This window comes from Bifidobacterium psychraerophilum (genome assembly GCF_000741705.1).
GTDB lineage: Bacteria > Actinomycetota > Actinomycetes > Actinomycetales > Bifidobacteriaceae > Bombiscardovia > Bombiscardovia psychraerophila.
This window is the reverse complement of sequence record NZ_JGZI01000010.1, coordinates 248,372-268,123: the sequence shown is the minus strand read 5'-3', so window position 1 is coordinate 268,123 and position 19,752 is coordinate 248,372. Positions and strand designations below refer to the sequence as shown.

General features: G+C 60.4%; 7 protein-coding genes. All 7 read left to right on the top strand.

All coding sequences use genetic code 11. From position 1 onward, the window contains the following. Nucleotides 1–9: 9 nt before the first annotated feature. The 7 genes from BPSY_RS08300 (at nucleotide 10) to glgA (ending at nucleotide 19,745) form a co-directional block, all read left to right on the top strand. Nucleotides 10–8,040 carry a SpaA isopeptide-forming pilin-related protein gene (locus BPSY_RS08300; protein ID WP_034886795.1) on the top strand — a complete coding sequence of 2,677 codons (8,031 nt, stop codon included), beginning with the start codon at nucleotides 10–12 and terminating at the stop codon, nucleotides 8,038–8,040. Between the two features lie 168 nt (nucleotides 8,041–8,208). Further along, nucleotides 8,209–10,086, top strand: a complete 1,878-nt coding sequence (gene lepA / locus BPSY_RS08295) for a translation elongation factor 4 (RefSeq protein WP_033496292.1) — start codon at nucleotides 8,209–8,211, stop codon at nucleotides 10,084–10,086. A gap of 114 nt (nucleotides 10,087–10,200) precedes the next feature. After that, nucleotides 10,201–11,424 carry a radical SAM family heme chaperone HemW gene (gene hemW / locus BPSY_RS08290; protein ID WP_033496294.1) on the top strand — a complete coding sequence of 408 codons (1,224 nt, stop codon included), beginning with the start codon at nucleotides 10,201–10,203 and terminating at the stop codon, nucleotides 11,422–11,424. A 263-nt stretch (nucleotides 11,425–11,687) separates the two neighbouring features. Continuing rightward, nucleotides 11,688–16,259 (top strand): glutamate synthase large subunit, encoded by a 4,572-nt coding sequence (gltB, locus tag BPSY_RS08285; RefSeq protein ID WP_033496496.1) that lies wholly within the window; start codon nucleotides 11,688–11,690, stop codon nucleotides 16,257–16,259. Between the two features lies 1 nt (nucleotide 16,260). Beyond that, nucleotides 16,261–17,793 (top strand): glutamate synthase subunit beta, encoded by a 1,533-nt coding sequence (locus tag BPSY_RS08280; RefSeq protein WP_033496296.1) that lies wholly within the window; start codon nucleotides 16,261–16,263, stop codon nucleotides 17,791–17,793. 112 nt (nucleotides 17,794–17,905) lie between these two features. Beyond that, the gene (locus tag BPSY_RS08275) at nucleotides 17,906–18,358 is read left to right on the top strand and encodes a membrane protein (RefSeq protein WP_033496299.1); all 453 of its coding nucleotides are present in this window, start codon (nucleotides 17,906–17,908) and stop codon (nucleotides 18,356–18,358) included. 151 nt (nucleotides 18,359–18,509) lie between these two features. After that, on the top strand, nucleotides 18,510–19,745 hold the full coding sequence (glgA, locus tag BPSY_RS08270) for a glycogen synthase (protein WP_033496301.1): 1,236 nt from the start codon (nucleotides 18,510–18,512) through the stop codon (nucleotides 19,743–19,745). The last annotated feature ends 7 nt before the right edge of the window (nucleotides 19,746–19,752 follow it).

Genomic DNA, 19,752 nt, shown 5'->3' with positions numbered 1-19,752 from the left:
GGAAACGATATGGCTGAGCTCGGGAAGACCCAAACAGCCCAGGCGGCTTTGGGATGGTATGCACGGATCGCAACCTCGCTGATGATGATATGCGCGATGCTCGCCTCGCTGATGGTGGCACCACTGCGATCCGCACGGGCCGCGGGACTGAGCACCATCGAGACGGTTAGTCTGCCGTCCACATCGATGCAGCTTTTCGACTACTGGGGCGCCGCCCAGGAAGCGCCCGACAACGCACCGCCGACCAGTTGCAACGCGTGGAAGAGCTATCTCACGTCGGGCATCAACGGCCCGTCGACCTTGAACAGCGGGGGCGTCCAGGGAGAGGCGCTGAAATTCGCCAAGGATCTGAAGTGGCCGCCTTCGGGCTGCGATCTGGGCAATTGGGGTTCGAACGCCACGAATCTCTCCGCAGGCGATTCGGTGAAACAGGGGATCGTCCAAACCGCCTTGAAGGACGATTACCCCGTTCTCAACGGATACGGCGACGCCTCCCTGTCATATCTCTTCAACCCTGCGGTCGAGCATGAAGGACGTGCGCATTATGAAGTCGTCGGTGCGAATCTCTTCAAACTGGACGGGAACTATCTGAAATACAATTCCAAGGAGAATTTTGCCGCCTACAACACCACGACCAGCCAATTCGACGTCTACAACAAAGCGGCGGTGCAGACCGGATCCAATGTGGGGCAGTTCTTCCCCTTCAACACCGCCGATCAGGTGTTCACCAACGGTGAGGCCAATAACATCAGTGTGACGGATGCGGCCATCAACCACTACTTCGGCTTGGGTATGCTATCCACATTCACCCAGCCGCTCGGAGGCGTGGTGGGCGGTGATGACATGGTGTTCGACTTCTCCGGCGACGACGATATGTGGATCTTCATCGATGGGGCGCTCGTCCTGGATCTCGGCGGATCACACGCACCCGCAAGCGGCTCCATCAATTTCAGGACGGGACAGGTGACGGTCAAAGGCAATGCGGGGCAGGTCATCACCTCATCGACTCTTCGACAGCAGTTCAGCGCCGCAGGGCTTTCCCCGCCATCAGGTTGGCAGGGCTCGACCTTCGTGGATGGCACACGGCACCGTTTCTCATTGTTCTACATGGAACGCGGCAATTACCAATCCAATCTTGAAATCACCACGAATCTGAATTACATGCCCGCAGCGCATATCCAGAAAACCGATATCACCGGCGCCCCGGTGAAAACCCCGGCGGGCAGCGCAGCCAGTTTCGATCTGTACAACACCGGATCCGATTACGACATCACCGGGTCCCAGGCGCGGAACATAGGCAGTTTCAGCACCGATGACGACGGAGCCATCGCCTTCGTGGACAAGGACACCGGGGCGCAGATGAACTTCGGGCTCTATCCCACTTCCTACTTCGTGCTCAAAGAAACCGCGTCTCCGCCGGGTTACGCCCTGCTGCTCAACAGCATCCACCTGCGGTTCATCCCGATAAGCCAGGCGGACGGCAGTGTGATTCCGGGGAGCGGAACCCTGAATGTGGTGAATTATTACGAGACCGGCGTGGAAAGCAGTTTCGATTCCTGGGCGATGCCGGTGAACTCGACCATGTACCGATGGTGCCCCGGTGAGAGCGGAAGCGCCGGTTACAACGGCAACACATTCGGGCGGTGCCCGGCCGGGGTGCAGACCGCCTTTACCCTCAGTGATGTGAAGGCCATGAAGGCCCTGGACGGCAGCGCAGGGCTGAAGGCCGTCGTCGTGCATGCGCCAGAGGACCATGACGTCGACTTCCCTGACGCCGCGACGCAAAGGGCGGATCCGGATGCAGCCGGATCATGGCAGAATACCGGATACCATCTGATGAACGGGTCGAGCACCACCGGCTGGCGGATGATCATGCCCGCCACGGATATCTCATCCGGACAATACACGGCTGTGACCACGGATGATGAAGGCGTGCTCGTCAACAACGATCTCAGCAGCGCCAAGGTCTACGATTTCGAATCATATGGATCCACCTATCGCGTTGGAGTGACGGATCTGCCCGGCCGTATCACCGATTACAACATCCCGAACCGTACCGAACTCAATTTCGACGTGCTGTACTACCTGGACACCGGCAATGGCGGGGAGAAGATCCTGCTGAATTACAATTCCTTCTCGCGGCAACGGGTTTCGGATATCATCATCCCGAACACCCCGGAGATCATCACGGCGCGCAAAGTGGATGCCGATGGCAGGCCCCTGCGCAACGTCGGGTTCACGATATTCACGGACAAACAGTGCGCCGAAGCCACGCAACAGGGCAGTTGCAGCAGCGCGCAGACCCTGACGGGCGAGCGCTTCACCGACGAGAACGGGTATGTCTCATTCACCGCCGCGGATGTGCTCCATCCTTATTCCTATGGACACTATTACCTGAAAGAGACCACCCCGCCCGGGGAAGGTTTCCGGAGCAACCCCTATGCTGTCGCACTGACGTATTCTCCCGGCGGATATTTCGCGGACGCCGGAAGCTCGGACATCAGCGCCAACAATGCCGGAGCGGGGGAGATGTACGTCAGTCGGAGCTACGACCCCGAGAACGTCGTCTCCGTTGAACTGGAGATGAGCAGGATCAAAGCGCCTATCGTCGGGCGCGGACAGGACGACCCAGTCACCTCAATAGACGAGCTCGCCAACATGAGGAATGTCACCGGACGGCTCTACGGCCTGGGATTGGGCCAGACGGCACCAAGCACCGGCGTCTTCGACGACAGCCAGTGGATGGTCATCTCAGATGCCAACGGTCGATCCGCGCTTCCCCTCACTTACGACTTCACCCAGGACGCATGCGTGCGGGAGCTGGGTGGTGTGGTGGCCGGTCAGAGCTGCGCGCCCGCGCAGGAGCGTGGCGCCGCATGGGTCACGGATGCCGAAGGACGCTACACGGCTGCGGAGGCCGAAGGCGAGACCCGTCTCACCGTGGATTCAGGATATGCGCGTTTCGCCATCTTCCCGGCGGATGATGCCGGGGCCCCGGCAGGATGGGATAGCGCGAGCCAAGGCGAATGGAAGGATAAGGAAATCACCTTCGACTATTCGACGCAGACGACCATCGTGATGAGGAACCTTCCGGAAAGCACCACCCTCACGGTCGAGAAATGGGCGCTCAATGGGGGAGACGGCAACTATCACCGAGCGGGTGACTACGGCTTCGCGTTGTACAGGAAAGCCGATGCCTCGACCCCGGTCGGTGCCACCCACGACGCCGCCGACACCCTTGTCTCCTCATGCACCACCTCATCCGTCTCAGGGGCGGATTTTGGTAGATGCCAGGTGGAGGTGAACGATTTCGGGGCGTACTTCTGGGAGGAGACATCGGTGCCGATCGGCAGCCTGCCCGAGAATCGCACATCGGGAGTCTTCTTCGTCACCGCCGAAAACGCGGGAAGCGCAATAACGCCCTTGCAGTTCTATAACCCCAGGAATCCCGGGCAGATGCACTTCCTGAAATACGCCGAGAATCCCGATGATCCCGGTGACCAGTCGATGGTGCTCGCAGGAGCGCTGTTCGAGGTGTGGAGCGATGCGGGAGGTGGGACGCAGGGAGCGATCGCAGGCAGCTGCACGACCGGTGCCGACGGCACGTGTACCGTCGAGGATCTGGGCCTCGGCGACTATCTGTACCGCGAATGCAAGGCGCCACCGGCTTTCACCTATGTGCCTGCCGCGGATGGCTGCTCGGCCTTCGCCTCCATAACGATCACTCCACCGGCGCAGGCGGACGATGCATCCGTCGCTTTCGTGGAGGTGCCCAACGCCGCGATACCGACCGGGTTGCAGGTGGGCAAAGTGGGGCTTGAGGGGATGGATCCGCTTGGGGGAGCAAGCTTCGGCCTGTATCGCATGACGGGTGAACACCCCGATGTGGTGCTTGGCTCCGCCACGATCGCCTCCCTTTCATATGACGATCTCGTCGGCACCTGCACCACCTCCGGCCCATCGGGAAACTGCACGGTGGATGCGCCAGGCCTTGGCCGCTACTACTGGCTTGAGATGACCCCGCCACAGGGATATGACATCAATCCCTGCCCCTTGCCCATGGGATCAGGATCCACCACGCAGTGTCCGGATCAGTTCACGGCCATTGAGATCACCACAGCCAACGTGGGGCAACCACGGCAGTTCGCCGTCACCACCGCCTATGATCGGCAGACCTCCTCGGGGATCACGATCCACAAGACCGCTTTGCTCGGCGGGGCGGGGCTCGCCGGTGCGAGATTCTCACTGTATCGACTTGGCGGCACACAGAGCGAAGCACCGGCCACACCGAACGCAAGCGGCAAAGACACCCGTATTGACGAATGCATCACCGATACGAACGGCATCTGCACGATCTGGCAGCTGCCGTGGGGCCGCTACTACTGGGTTGAGGAAAGCGCACCGGATGGCTACCAACTGCCGCATACCGTGACATCCGAACTGATAGTGATCGATGCGGATAATGCCGGAAGCACAGCTTTGACGAAGCAGCCCTACGAATTCAGCAATCCCCGCAATGCCGGAAGTATCGTCATCAGGAAATACCGCAGCACGCCGGACGGCGTCCTGACGAGCACGCCGCTTCCCGGTGCGGGTTTCCTCATATACGAGGACAGCGATGACTCGGGGAGCTTCGATGCCTCACAGGACAGGGAAGTGAATCATTGCACCACCTCCGACGTGCACACCCCAAGTCCGGATGGCTATGGAACATGCACCGTCGATGATCTGAACACCAGCACCGATCCGGGTCGCAGAAACGGATACTTCGTAGTCGAAACGGATGCCCCACAGGGGTATGAACTGCCTCGGCAGGCCGTGAGCCCACTCATCACGCTGAGTGGCGATGCCGGTGATGCCTCGGCCACATACGAGTACGCATTCGGCAACATCCCCAAGGCCAGTACGGTCGAAGTGAAGAAGATCGATGCCACAACGGGGGAGGCGCTCGCAGGGGCCCGCTTCGGACTGCTTGCGGTTGACGCAGGCGGATCACCATACGGGCCCATACTCGATGAGTGCACCACATCCGGTGCCGATGCGGCCACTCCCGAGTTCGGGAGCTGCTCGCTTGCAGTGCGTGATGCCGGGGATTACCGCTATCAGGAGCTAGCCGCCCCTCAGGGATATGTGCTGCCCGACGATCCGTATAGCGAGGTGCTCACCATCACCGAGGGCGGCAGTATCTCCACAGGCATTGCGATGGTGGACCAGCAACGACTCACGGCACTGCGCATCAGGAAACTCGGCACGGATAAGGCCTCAGCGTTGGCAGGTGCCACATTCGCACTATATAGGAGTGCCGATGCAAGCCGTCAGCCAGACGATCTCCACTCCTCGGCCGATGTGAAAGTCGGGGAATGCGAGAGCGACAGCCAGGGAATCTGCACGGTCGACGGCTTGCACTTCGGCAGCTATTTCTGGGAGGAGGTCGTGGCACCCGACGGCTATGCGCTCCCGAAGGACAGGACAACCGCACTGATTACGATCAATGCGCGTAACGCCGGAAGCGTCATGCCCATCGTTTCCTTCAACGACCCCGTGGCATCAGGCAGACTCCTGATCCGGAAATTCGCCCGTTCCTCGACCGGAGCGGCCGATACCACGATGCCTTTGGGCGGAGCGACCTTCACGTTGTACGCGGACAGCAACGCCGATGAGGTTTTCGACAACAGCGTCGACAGTGCACTCAATGAGTGCCAGACGGCTTCCGCCTCGGGTGAATGCTCATTCGACAGACTGTCGCCGGGAGCGTATTTCCTTGTGGAAAGCGACGCACCACCAGGGTATGAGTTGCCTCCCGATCCGGTAAGCCCGGTCATCATCCTCTCCGATCTCGGATACGATGCGCAAGGGCAGCCCCAGATGACGTCATTCGATTACATCGCCGTCGATGCCCCACAGCCAAGCTCGTTGACGGTGAAGAAAGTCGACGCCGATTCGGGCGAAGCACTTGCCGGAGCGGTTTTCGAACTGTACAAGGACACGTCGGGAACAGGCGTCTATGATGCGGCGACGGTGGAACTTCGCGGATCGTGCGCAACGACCGCAGCGGAATCCGGGATGTGCACGGTTACGGACCTCGATACGGGTGTGTATTTCTGGAAGGAGATCAACGCGCCCGTCGGGTACGATCCACCTGCTCGTCGTGTGAGCGCAGCGGTGCGCGTGAAGGCACCGGGGACGAACAACACCGCAACCCCAACCGTTTTCAAGGATTCGGCGACACTCACCACATTGCGGATATTGAAACTCGATCGCATCACCAACAGCCCGCTGCCGGGGGCTCAATTCGATCTCTATGAGGCCGCGGATCCCTCCACCCCACCTGGTGACACCCATCTGCCGGGGGATGTGAAAGTGGGGTCATGCACGACCGGGACCGACGGAATCTGCGAGGTGGCGGGACTGGGATTCGCCTCCTACTTCTGGGAGGAGACGCTTGCACCGCCGCTGCACACCTTGCCGCAAGACAGGACCTCGGCACTCGTCAATGTGACGCCGGAGAACGCGGGAACTTCGATACCGCCGCTGCCTTTCATCAATCCCAGGAATCCCGGCAGCATCATCATCGATAAGCGTGAGGGCGGCGCTGGCGGGAACCGGCTGGGAGGAGCGACCTACGCGATATTCAGCGATGACCATAGCCCCGGCGAATTCACCTCTGATGACAGCCAGGTAGGGGAATGCACGACTGCATATAGGACGGGGATATGCCGCGTCGATGATCTGGCGGTCAGCGCCACAGGAGTGCTCTACTACGTGAAGGAGGTGGCCGCACCCCTGGGCTATGAGCTCTCAGACACGGTGTATCCGATCATCCTGACCGACGCTGAAGGCACCGTGACACAACTCGCCGTCGATACCCCTAGAATCTCACATCTCAGTGTGCTGAAAGTGGATGCGGATGACCGCATGCCGCTATCGGGTGCGAGTTTCGCCTTGGTCCGGGATCTGGATCACAACGGCGCCATCGACGACGGCATCGATACGACCGTCGCTTCCTGCACCACGAATATCACGCAGCTCAATCCTGATGGCCGCTGTTCCGTCGACGTGGATGGCTTCGGTGATTTCCTATGGGTCGAAACCGCAGCACCACCGGGATATGAGCGCCGTGATGGGCCACTGGGCACGGTGCACGTCGAAGCATTCAACGCGGGAGCGGGCACGGATCTGCTGATTCCCCTGGCGATAAGCGACAGAAAATCGCCGACGGCCGTCAGCGTGCGCAAAAGCGATGCGGTCAGCGGCGAAGGTCTGGCAGGTGCGGTATTCGACTTGAATGAGGACAGCAATGACAATGGTGTGCTCGACGACGGTGACGCATTCATCAACAGCTGCACCTCAGGGGCCGATGGTTTATGTTCGGTGAGGGTTGGTGGTTTTGCACGGTACCTGTTCACCGAACGCAGTGCGCCCCAAGGATATGCACCCGATAGGCAATGGGTGGGTGCGGTAAGCGTCGATGCCGGGAATGCGGGATCTGCCGTCGCCTCCCTGCTGCTTGCGAATCGACAGTTGCCTTCGGTGTTGACGGTGAGCAAAGCGGATATCGAAGATCCCCAGCGCATGCTTGCCGGTGCAACCTTCGTGTTGTTCCGATACATCGGCACCGTCCCTCCACTCTTGCCGGGTCCTGATTCCGAAAGGGAGGCACAGCGAGTCGGTGCCTGTGATACGGGTGTTGACGGGCGATGCTCGATCCGGGATCTGGCCTTCGGCTCCTATTTCTGGAAGGAGGAGCGGGCCCCTGACGGCTATCTGCTTCCTCAGGATCGCTATTCGCGGATCATCGGCATTGGCGGCGCCAATGCAGGTGAAGCGGATTTGCCGATAGCCGCCTACCTGGATCATGCCCTTCCCGGGTCATCGATTCCTGCGGTCTCCACCACTCACCCGGATGCGGCTCCGACAGGCATCACGACCGGCGGATGGCTGGCTTCAACCGGCATCATGCTGGCGGGCTTCACCGTCGTGACACTCATCATCTGTGCCCTCGCAGTGCTGCTCGGTTCCCTCTCAAGACGACGCAGGTAGAGCTCGGTACTTCCCGCGAAGCGTGCGGGCCGCGTATGCCGCCGGCTTGGTACGGCGTGTCATATGCCGTTGTGTACGCTTCCCATGCGCGAGCCGTAGATATAGCAGGGTAGAGTTGTTGCTTCGGGTCATGCATGGGCCCGGAAAACTGCTAAGGAGTGGAATCTGGTGTCTGAGCCGAATAACCAAGCTGGTTTCACCGACCAGTCGCTTATCCGCAATTTCTGCATCATCGCGCATATCGACCACGGCAAGTCAACGGTGGCGGACAGGATCTTGCAACTGAGCGGCATCGTATCGGACCGTGAGATGCGCGATCGTTTCCTCGATCGTATGGATATCGAGCAGGAACGTGGCATCACCATCAAATCCCAGGCCGTACGTGTGCCATGGACCCTCGATGGGCAGGAATACACGCTCGGCATGATCGACACCCCAGGTCATGTCGATTTCACCTATGAGGTATCCCGTGCCCTGGCCGCCTGCGAGGGCGCGGTACTGCTGGTCGATGCGACACAGGGCATTGAGGCCCAAACGCTGTCGAACCTGTATATGGCCATCGAACACGATCTGACCATCATTCCCGTATTGAACAAAATCGATCTGCCGAGCGCCGAAACCGAGAAGCACGCCGAGGAGATCGCCGGACTCATCGGTTGCGACGTCAGCGATGTGCTGCGGGTCTCGGGCAAGACCGGGGAAGGCGTCGAGCAGCTGCTCAACCGCATCGTCGAGGAGATACCCGCACCTTCCGGTGATGCCTCGGCCCCTGCGCGGGCCCTGATCTTCGACTCGGTCTATGACTCCTACCGCGGGATAGTCACCTACATCCGCATGGTCGATGGTGAATTGAAGTCCCGTGAGAAGATTCGCATGATGGGGTTGAGCACCGTTCACGATCCCATCGAACTCGGCGTGATCAGCCCTGATATGGTGCCGACGAAGGCACTTGGCGCGGGTGAGGTCGGATATGTCATTACCGGTGTGAAGGATGTCGGGCAGTCCAAGGTCGGCGACACCATCACCGCCGAAAACCGTCGTGCCGATGAGCCTCTGCCTGGCTACCGCGACCCGAAACCGATGGTGTACGCGGGCCTGTTCCCGGTCGACAACGCCCAGTTCCCCGATCTGAGGGATGCGCTCGATAAGCTCAAATTGAACGATGCCGCGCTGATCTACGAACCCGAGACATCAGTGGCCCTGGGATTCGGCTTCCGATGCGGATTCCTCGGATTGCTGCATATGGAGATCGTCGCCGAACGTCTGAGCCGCGAATTCGACCTCGATCTGATTTCCACCGCACCCAACGTCACCTACGATGTGACGATGGAGGACGGCAGCCTGCATCATGTCAACAATCCCAGCGAATTCCCCGAGGGGAAGGTCAAACGGATCGTCGAACCGGTGGTCGCCGCGGACATCATCACGCCCAAGGAATTCATCGGCGCGGTGATGGAACTCTGCCAGGACCACCGCGGGCAGATGGGGACGATGGAATACATCAGCACCGAACGCGTGGAGATGCACTATACGATGCCGCTCGCCGAAATCGTCTTCGACTTCTTCGACCAGCTCAAAAGCCGCACTAAAGGCTACGCGAGCCTTGACTACCATGAGTCCGGCGAGCAGAGCGCCGATCTGGTCAAAGTCGACATTCTCATCCAGGGTGAGAAGGTGGATGCCTTCAGTGCGGTCGTGCATAGGGACAAGGCCTATGCCTACGGTGTGATGATGACGAAGAAGCTCCGTGAACTGATCCCTCGCCAACAGTTCGAGATACCCATCCAGGCGGCTATCGGATCAAGGATCATCGCGCGCGAAACCATTCGGGCCCTGCGCAAGGATGTGTTGGCCAAGTGCTACGGCGGGGACATCACCAGAAAGCGCAAGCTGCTTGAAAAACAGAAGGCCGGCAAGAAGCGCATGAAGATGCTCGGACGCGTGGAGGTGCCGCAGGAGGCCTTCATCGCCGCACTGAGCACCGACGATTCCACGGACCGCGACACCAAGGACAAGATCAGGGCCGCGGCCAAAAAAGAGAACTGAGCGTCCATGCGGCAGGGGATGGCCGTTTCGCCGGGCATGTATGAAGGCGGGCGGCAGGCGGGACGGCGTCATGCCGATGCGGCCACCACCTGGACGCCGGGGAGGGGATGAACCGTGACCTACGAGTTGTACATACACGTACCGTTTTGCCTTCGGCGCTGCGGATACTGTGATTTCAACACCTATACGGCGACGGATCTCGGCGAGGGTGCCAGCAGGTCGAATTTCGCCCAGATGGCGATCCGCGAAATGCATATCCTCAAGCGGTGGCAGCTTGAACACGGCATCGAGGAACCGCCGATCTCGACGATCTTCTTCGGCGGCGGCACACCGACGACGCTGGCAGCCGAGGATCTGGTCGCTCTGGTGAAGGCCGCCGGTGACATCTGGGGTATCGAAGACGGTGCCGAGATCACCACCGAGGCGAATCCCGATACGGTCGATGAATCGTATGTGGCAACCCTGAAAGACGGCGGATTCACCAGGATTTCATTCGGCATGCAGTCGGCCGTGCCGCATGTGCTGCACACATTGGATCGCACGCATACGCCCGAGAATGTCAGCGAGCATGTTGCCGATGCACAGCGCGTCGGTCTTGAGGTCAGTGTGGATCTGATCTATGGCACGCCGGGGGAGAGCGTCGAGGATTGGCGCGTGAGCGTCGAAACCGCATTGGCGCTGGATGTCAACCATATTTCCGCCTATGCGCTTTCCCTGGAACCGACCACGAAAATGGGACGCCAGGTGCGGCGCGGCGAGCTGCCGGCACCTGATGATGACGACGAGGCCAGCAAGTACGAGATCGCCGACCGTCTCTTCAGTGCCCGTGGTCTGCATTGGTACGAGATCTCCAACTGGGCGAAGCCGGGTTTCGAGTCGCGGCATAATCTCGGGTATTGGCGCAATGTGGACTGGGCCGCCATAGGCCCGGGCGCACATTCCCATTACGCCCAGACCGAAGGTCGGCACCTGCACGGTGAAGGCGCGGCGACGCAGGATGCCGAAGAGTGCTTCGGCATCAGAGCCTGGGATATCGCTTTCCCACGTGTTTGGGCTCATCAGCTGAATCAGGACGCCCTGCCATGGAAGGATACCGAGCGTATCGACCGCACCGCGAATATCGAAGAGACCGTGATGCTCGGCCTGCGGCTGCGGGAGGGATTGCCCCTGTCCCGCATCGAGGAAGTCGCCGCCTCGACACCTGAGCCTGCGGTATTGCGCCGCTTGTGTGACGAGGGGCTTATCGAAGAGCCTTCCTCGGTGATTGTGCCGACACTTCGTGGACGTCTGCTCAATGACGCCCTGATAAGCCGTGTGCTGGACTCGGTGGCTTACTGACCGTCCTGGAACAGGCGCGTCAGACCCGGCAGCATGGTGATGCAGACGAATCCGCCCTGGGATGAGCTGCGGGTGTTGTGTGAACAAGTAGTGCCGATTTGTTGATATTGCTTGTGTTTCGAGTAAGTCAACCCTTCCGCAACGACTCGCTCCGCCGTAATTTGGACGCAAAAACAAGCTTTGACGTATGCACGCTGTAATCTGTGAAGGAATGTCAATGAGACCCTTTCGGTTCTCCTTTACCCACAGAAGAGGTGATTTCGGTGACCTTAAAAGCCCCGCTAGATCTCACGATCCACGCTCCACACGGGATGTACGACCCGAATGCGGAGCATGACGCCTGCGGTGTTGGTATGGTTGCCACGCTCAACAAAGTGCCGGAACGACGCATTGTCGAGAACGCGATCGAAGTGTTGATGAACCTCGATCACCGCGGCGCCGTCGGGGCGGAGGAGAACACCGGTGATGGTGCCGGCATCCTGGTCAGCATGCCGGATGAGTTCATGCGGGCCACCATCGATGTGGAATTGCCCGAGTTGGGGAAGTATGCCGCCGGTATCGCTTTCCTCGACCGTGACATAGCGGCGAGCAGCCAGCAGGAACAGGCAATCGCGGCGATAGCCGAGGATGAGGGTCTTAAGGTCCTGGCATGGCGGGTGGTCCCGACGAATCCCGACGGACTCGGACTGCAGGCCCTGGCGACCATGCCTTCCTTCAAAACACTGCTGCTCGCTTCGGATGACGAATCGCTTGAGGGTTTCGCGCTTGAACGCCGCGTCTTCCGCGTGCGCAAGCGTGCCGAGCATGAGGTCGGTGTGTACTTCGCATCACTCTCCACAAGGACGCTGACCTACAAGGGCATGCTGACGACCAAGCAGCTGCAGCCCTTCTTCACCGATCTTTCCGACACACGCATGAAGGCCCTGATCGCCATCGTGCATTCCCGTTTCTCGACCAATACCTTCCCGAGCTGGCCCCTGGCACAGCCCTTCAGGCTCCTCGCCCACAATGGTGAGATCAACACGATCCAGGGGAACCGGAACTGGGTCTCCGCACGCGAAGGCCGACTGCGTTCGGCCGAGATCGGTGATATGGCACCCCTGCTGCCGATCAACACCCCGGGGTATTCGGATTCCGGCACCTTCGACGAAACCCTTGAGCTGCTGTATCTGGCTGGACGTTCGATGCCCCATGCGGTGCTGATGATGCTTCCTCCCGCATGGGAGAAGGACAAGTCGCTCGACCCGGAGATCAGGGCCTTCTACGAATACAACAACACGCTGATCGAGCCTTGGGACGGTCCTGCGAACATCGTGTTCACCGATGGCAATGTGGTCGGTGCGCAGCTCGACCGCAACGGTCTGCGACCGGGACGTTGGCAGCTCACCAAGGACGGCCATGTGGTTCTGGCTTCCGAGGCCGGTGTGCTCAACGAGATCCCCCAGAGCGAGATCGTCGCGAAAGGGCGCCTTGAGCCCGGGCATATGTTCCTGGTGGACACGCAGCAGGGCCGCATCGTCCCCGATGATGAGATCAAATCCGATCTTGCGGCGCAGCATCCATACAGGCAATGGGTCGAAGGCAACAGTGTCGAGATGAACGAACTGCCGGCACGCGAGCACGTCAGCCACTCCGGTATGTCCGTACAGCGCAGGCAGCGGGCCTTCGGATACACCGAAGAGGATCTGAAGCTGCTGCTGGCACCGATGGCGAACACAGGCAAGGAGCCTCTGGGCTCGATGGGCAACGATGCGCCCATGGCGGTGCTCTCCTCACGCTCACGCATGCTCTTCGATTACTTCACGCAGAAATTCGCCCAGGTGACCAATCCTCCTCTGGATTGGGAACGCGAGGAGATCGTCACCTGCCTCGAATCCGCCATCGGCCCCGAGCCGAACCTGCTTGAGGATTCGGAGCTGCATGCGAAGAAGATCCTCATTCCCCTGCCCGTGGTCGATTCCGATCAGATGGCCCAGCTCAAGCGTCTCGACAAGGCCAAGATCCTCGGCGGGTATTACAAGCCATACACCATCAAAGGCCTGTACCAGGTGGCCGGTGGCGGCGACGCGATGAAACAGCGGCTCGATGAGATATTCGAGGAGGTCGATGCCGCGATCGCAGCAGGCAAGAATTTCATCGTGCTGTCGGATCGTGATTCGAACCACACATGGGGCCCCATCCCGTCCCTGCTGCTGACGAGCGCCGTGCAGCACCACCTGCTCCGCCGACATACGCGCACCCAGGTATCGCTCGCCGTCGAAGCGGGAGATGTCCGCGAAGTGCACCATGTGGCCTTGCTGATCGCCTACGGCGCCGCCTGCGTCAATCCCTACCTCGCCTTGGAATCGGTCGAGAATCTTGCCGGTAAGGGATACCTTTCCGTCACCTCGGAGAAGGCCTCGAAGAACCTCATCGCCGCGCTGAGCACGGGCGTGCTCAAAATCATGAGCAAAATGGGTGTGAGCACCATCATGTCCTACCGTGGATCGCAGCTCTTCGAAGCCGTCGGTCTGGATGAGAAGACGGTTGAGGAATATTTCACCGGCACCACCTCGCGCGTCGGCGGCATCGGCCTGCAGGAACTCGCAGAGGAGGTGGCGATACGCCACCGCGTCGCCTATCCGAACCAATGGACCGCCCGTCCGCATCGCAATCTGCGGACCGGTGGGGACTACAAGTGGAGGCGCACCGGCGAGGACCATCTGAACGATCCCGACGCGATATTCCTGCTGCAGCAGTCCACGCAACGCGGCAACTACGAGATGTTCAAGCAGTACTCGGATCATGTCAATGACACCTCCAACCGATTGATGACCCTGCGCGGACTGATGCAATTCGATTCGAAGCGCAAGCCGATCGACATCAGCGAGGTCGAATCCGCGAGCGAAATCGTCAAGCGCTTCTCCACAGGTGCCATGAGCTATGGCTCGATCTCCCAGGAGGCGCATGAGACGCTCGCCATCGCGATGAACCAGTTGGGTGCACGGTCCAATTCCGGTGAAGGTGGGGAATCCGACGATCGCATCAACGATCCTGCACGCACGAGCCGCATCAAGCAGATCGCCTCCGCAAGATTCGGTGTGACGAGCGATTACCTCGTTTCCGCCACCGACCTGCAGATCAAACTGGCCCAGGGAGCCAAACCGGGAGAGGGAGGGCATCTGCCCGGCGCCAAGGTCCCGCCGTGGATCGCCAAGGTCCGTCATGCGACACCCGGCGTCGAGCTGATTTCACCACCACCGCATCACGACATCTACTCGATCGAAGATCTCAAGCAGCTCATCAACGATGCGAAGATGGCCAATCCCAAGGCCCGCATCCATGTGAAGCTGGTCTCGGAATTCGGCGTGGGCACCATTGCGGCAGGCGTCGCGAAATGCCATGCCGACGTCGTGCTGATCTCGGGCTACGACGGTGGAACCGGAGCGGCCCCGCTGAATGCGATCAAGCATGCGGGAACCCCTTGGGAGATAGGTCTTTCGGAAACGCAGCAGACGCTGATCCTCAATGGACTGCGAAGCAGAATCGTCGTGCAGTGCGACGGTGAGTTGAAGACCGGACGTGATGTGGTCGTCGCGGCTCTGCTCGGTGCTGAGGAATTCGGCTTCGCAACGGCGGCGCTGATGGTCGAAGGCTGCGTCATGATGCGCGCCTGCCATAAGAACACCTGCCCGCAGGGCATCGCCACGCAGGATCCCGAGTTGCGCGCACGCTTCACCGGCAAGCCTGAGCATGTGGTGAACTTCTTCATGTTCATCGCCGAGGAGGTGCGGGAGATCCTGGCCCAGCTCGGTTTCAGAAGCCTGGAAGAGGCCGTTGGCCACGTCGAGTGCCTGGATCAGAACGAAGCCATCAAGCGTTGGAAATCCGGAGGCATAGATCTGAGCAATGTGCTGATGCCTGCCGGCCCCACACCGGGCACCGTGCTGCACCACACCATCGATCAGAAGCATGATCTCGACAAGGCCATCGACAACAAGTTCATCGCCCTGGCCCAATCGGCTTTGGACCGCAAGGAGCCGGTGCGCATCGAACTGCCGATCCGCAATGTGAACCGTACCGTCGGCACCATGCTCGGTTATGAGATCACCAAGCGTTATCAGGCCGAAGGCCTGCCGGATGACACCATCGATCTCACCCTGCACGGTTCGGGCGGTCAGTCGCTCGGAGCGTTCATCCCTCGCGGGGAAACGCTGCGTGTATATGGCGAGGTCAATGACTATGCGGGCAAAGGCCTGTCCGGAGGACGTATCATCGTGCGCCCCGAAGAGGATATAGAGTTCGATCCCCATACCAACGTCATATGCGGCAATGTCACGGGCTTCGGAGCGACATCCGGTCAGATGTTCGTGGCGGGCAAGGCCGGTGAACGCTTCGCCGTCCGCAACGGTGGCGCCACCTTCGTGGTGGAGGGCGTCGGCGACCACGGCTGCGAGTACATGACCGGCGGCACCGTCCTGGTGCTGGGCGCTACGGGCAGGAACTTCGGAGCAGGATTCTCCGGCGGCAATGCCTACGTACTGGATCTGGATATGGCGAATGTGAATCCAAGTGCCGCATCCAACGGAACCCTGCAGTTCCGGCCCCTTGACGAGAAGCATGCGAAGATCGTCCATGAACTCGTGAAACAGCATGCCGAGGAAAGCGGATCACAGACCGCAGCAGCATTGCTTGAGGACTGGGACGGCGCGGTTTCGCGCTTCACCCATGTGGTGCCCACGCAGTATCTGGCCATGACCAAGGTCATGGAGCAGGCACAGCGTGACCAGGTAGATTTCAACGAACCAGGTGCTTGGGAGAATGTGTACGAGCGCGTGATGGAAGGAGCTCACTGATATGGGAGATCCCAGAGGATTTTTGAAGGTACGCACCCGGCGGGAGCTTGCGGAGCGTCCGGTCAACGAACGTATTCAGGACTGGTTCGATGTGCATGCCGAAGTCGGTCAGCAGCCTTGGACCACGACCCAGGCCAACCGTTGCATGGACTGCGGCACACCCTTCTGCATGACGGGCTGCCCCTTGGGGAACATCATCCCCGAGTTCAATGACCTGGTAAGCCAGGAGAAGTGGGAGGACGCCTACAACAGGCTCTCCGTGACGAACAACTTCCCGGAGGTCACCGGACGCATCTGCCCGGCACCCTGCGAGCAGGCCTGCGTACTGGGTATCCACCAACCGCCCACGATGATCAAGCTGGACGAGCAGACGATCATCGATCAGGCCTGGAAGCTGGACTACGTCAAGCCGCAGCCGCCGCAGCGCCTCACCGATATGACCGTGGCCGTGGTGGGTTCCGGCCCCGCGGGCCTCGCCTGCGCCCAGCAGCTGACGCGCGCGGGGCACACCGTGGTCGTCTATGAGCGCGCCGACGCCATCGGCGGTCTGATGCGCTATGGTATTCCGAACTTCAAACTCGACAAGAGCCTGCTCGACCAGCGCGTCGAGCAGATGGAAGCCGAAGGCACGCGATTCAGGACGAATACCGAAATCGGCAAGGACATCACCTGGGACGACCTGCGCAGCCGTTATGATGCGGTGGTCGTGGCCATAGGATCGACCGTTCCGCGCAACATCTCGATCACGGGACGCGAACTCGACGGCATCCACTACGCGATGGACTTCCTGCCGGATGCCACGCGTCGTGTCTGGGGCAAGCAGCCGGTCAACGACATCACGGCGAAGGACAAGCATGTGATCGTCATCGGCGGTGGAGACACCGGTTCCGATTGCCTCGGAACATCATTGAGACAAGGCGCGAAGTCGGTCACCGTGCTGCAGATCATGCCGCAGGAGCCAGCGGATCGCCCCGATGCGAATCCCTGGCCCACCTATGCACGCACCTACCAGAAAACCTCCTCGATGGAAGAGGGCGGCACCTATCTGTACAGCACCGATTCCGTAGAATTCTTGGATGACGATGCCAAAGGCGCGGAAGTCAACATCACCGAGAACACCGCGGTCGATGGTTTCCTGGCCGATGAGCAAGGGCACATCACCGGCCTTCGGGTCGTGGATGTGGCACCTGGCGACAACGGCCCCTTCACACGGCAGGAAGGCACCGACCGCGTGCTGCCCGCCGATCTGGTACTCATCTCGGTCGGCTTCCTGCATCCCGATACGACCACGCTGGTCGATCAGGTGCCTGTCGAGCTCGACCCGAGAGGGAATGTGGCACGTGACGATCACTTCGCCACCAGCCAGGATGGGGTCTTCGCGTGCGGCGATGCCGGACGTGGACAGTCCCTCGTGGTGTGGGCGATCTCGGAAGGTCGCAGTTGCGCGGCGGCAGTGGACGATTTCCTTACCGGCGGCACCGAGCTTCCGGCCCCCGTCGTGGCTTCGCAGCGCCCGATGATGCTCCCGCGCTAGACTGGTGGTATTCCCAACGGAGGGTCGGATGCGGCCCGGGAAGATCGCACAGCGACGATAGATCTCGAACACAGGTAGTTTCCGCATACTGTGGAACAGGGAGGATTTCCGAATGGCAAACCGCGCAGCCCGACGTGCACAGGCCCGGAGTAATCAGAAAGGCATTCCGAGCCAATATGATCAGAGCAATGGGCGTGGCCGCTCAGGCATGATCGACGAGCATGCCTTGCAGGAGCGTTCGAGGCGATTGCAGAACCATGAGAGTGCCGAATGGAAGCCCTCCGGTGGCACCGATCTCGATGCGGTTCAGGTCGATCAGCAACAGCGCAACGAGAATCCGATGCACATGCCACATTCACCAAGGCAATGGATGCGACTGATCAGCTGGGTGCTGATCGTTGCCGCCTGCATCGCCTTCCTGGTGATCATGTGGCTGTCAAGCGTGCCACTGTGGCTGGTGATCACCATCTCCGCCGTATTCGCGGTGGGTGTGCTCAGCCTGTTCTTCGTCGGGGGATCGCCTCATGAGAACCCTAATCTCGATGATTATGGTGCCGCCGTCTAGGTCGCCCTCGGCCTGACGTGACATCGTGCGGGATGTGCTTGCTTGTGAACGATGCGATTGCCTTGGGATGCGACCGTGTGAGACAACACCTGTGTACGACATGACTGTGCAATACAAGCGACTGCGATAATGCAGAGAGAGAAGGCACACTATGAAGGTCGATTTGCTGACTCGCGAGTACCCACCGCATGTTTACGGCGGAGCTGGCGTACACGTTGATGAATTGTCTCAGGTCCTCGCCTCCCGTATCGATGTCACCGTCAGGGCCTTCGACGGCCCACGATCGCCCTCCGAACGGAGCGGGGAGGACGGACCACTCCCATCCCTGGATGTTCAGGGCTACGACGTCCCGAAGGAACTGTCGGACGCGAACACCGTGCTCAAGACCTTCGGCGTTGACCTGCTGATGGCACGGGACGTCGATGCCGACCTGGTGCATGCCCATACCTGGTACACATGCCTGGCTGGGCGCCTGGCCGCGCAACTGCACGACATCCCCCTGGTCATCACCGCGCACAGTCTGGAACCCTTCCGCCCGTGGAAGGCGGAGCAACTCGGAGGCGGCTATCAGCTGAGTTCCTGGGCGGAACGTGATGCCTACGAGTCGGCGGATCGGATCATCGCCGTTTCCGCGGGCATGAAACAGGACATCCTGAGCGCGTATCCGAAGGTCGATCCGGAACGGGTCGACGTGGTTCACAACGGCATCACGATGGATGACTTCGTGCGTCCTGATGACGGTGATCCGGCATGGGGCGTCTTCGAACGCTACGGCATCGATCGGAGCAAGGCGACACTGCTGTTCATCGGTAGGATCACCAGGCAGAAGGGTCTGCCGTATCTGCTCAAGGCCCTGCACCTCATCGCCCCCGATATCCAGGTGGTCCTGTGCGCCGGAGCCCCGGACACCCCCGAGATCGCCGCCGAAGTCAAGTCGGGTTTCGCCCAGCTCCAGGAGGAGCGCGGCAATATCATCTGGATCGAGGAGATGCTGTCGCGTCCCGAGCTGTGCGCCTTGGAGCACGGATCCGACGTCTTCATCTGCCCCAGCATCTATGAACCCCTGGGGATCGTGAATCTTGAGGCCATGGCGTGCGGCCTGCCCGTGGTGGCAAGTGCCACAGGTGGTATCCCTGAGGTCGTGGAGGATGGTGTGACCGGCTCCCTGGTGCCTTTGCAGCAGCTTCATGACGGCACAGGCACGCCCACGGATCCCGATGCCTTCGTGCACGACATGGCCGGGGCGATCGATGCGATGTTCGAGGACCGGGAACGGGCGAAGGACATGGGCAAGGCAGGATACGAGCGTGCCCGTGACCACTTCTCATGGGAGCGCATCGCGGAGGAGACCATCGCCGTCTATCGGAGGGCTTTGGGCCGGCGTTGAGCTGATG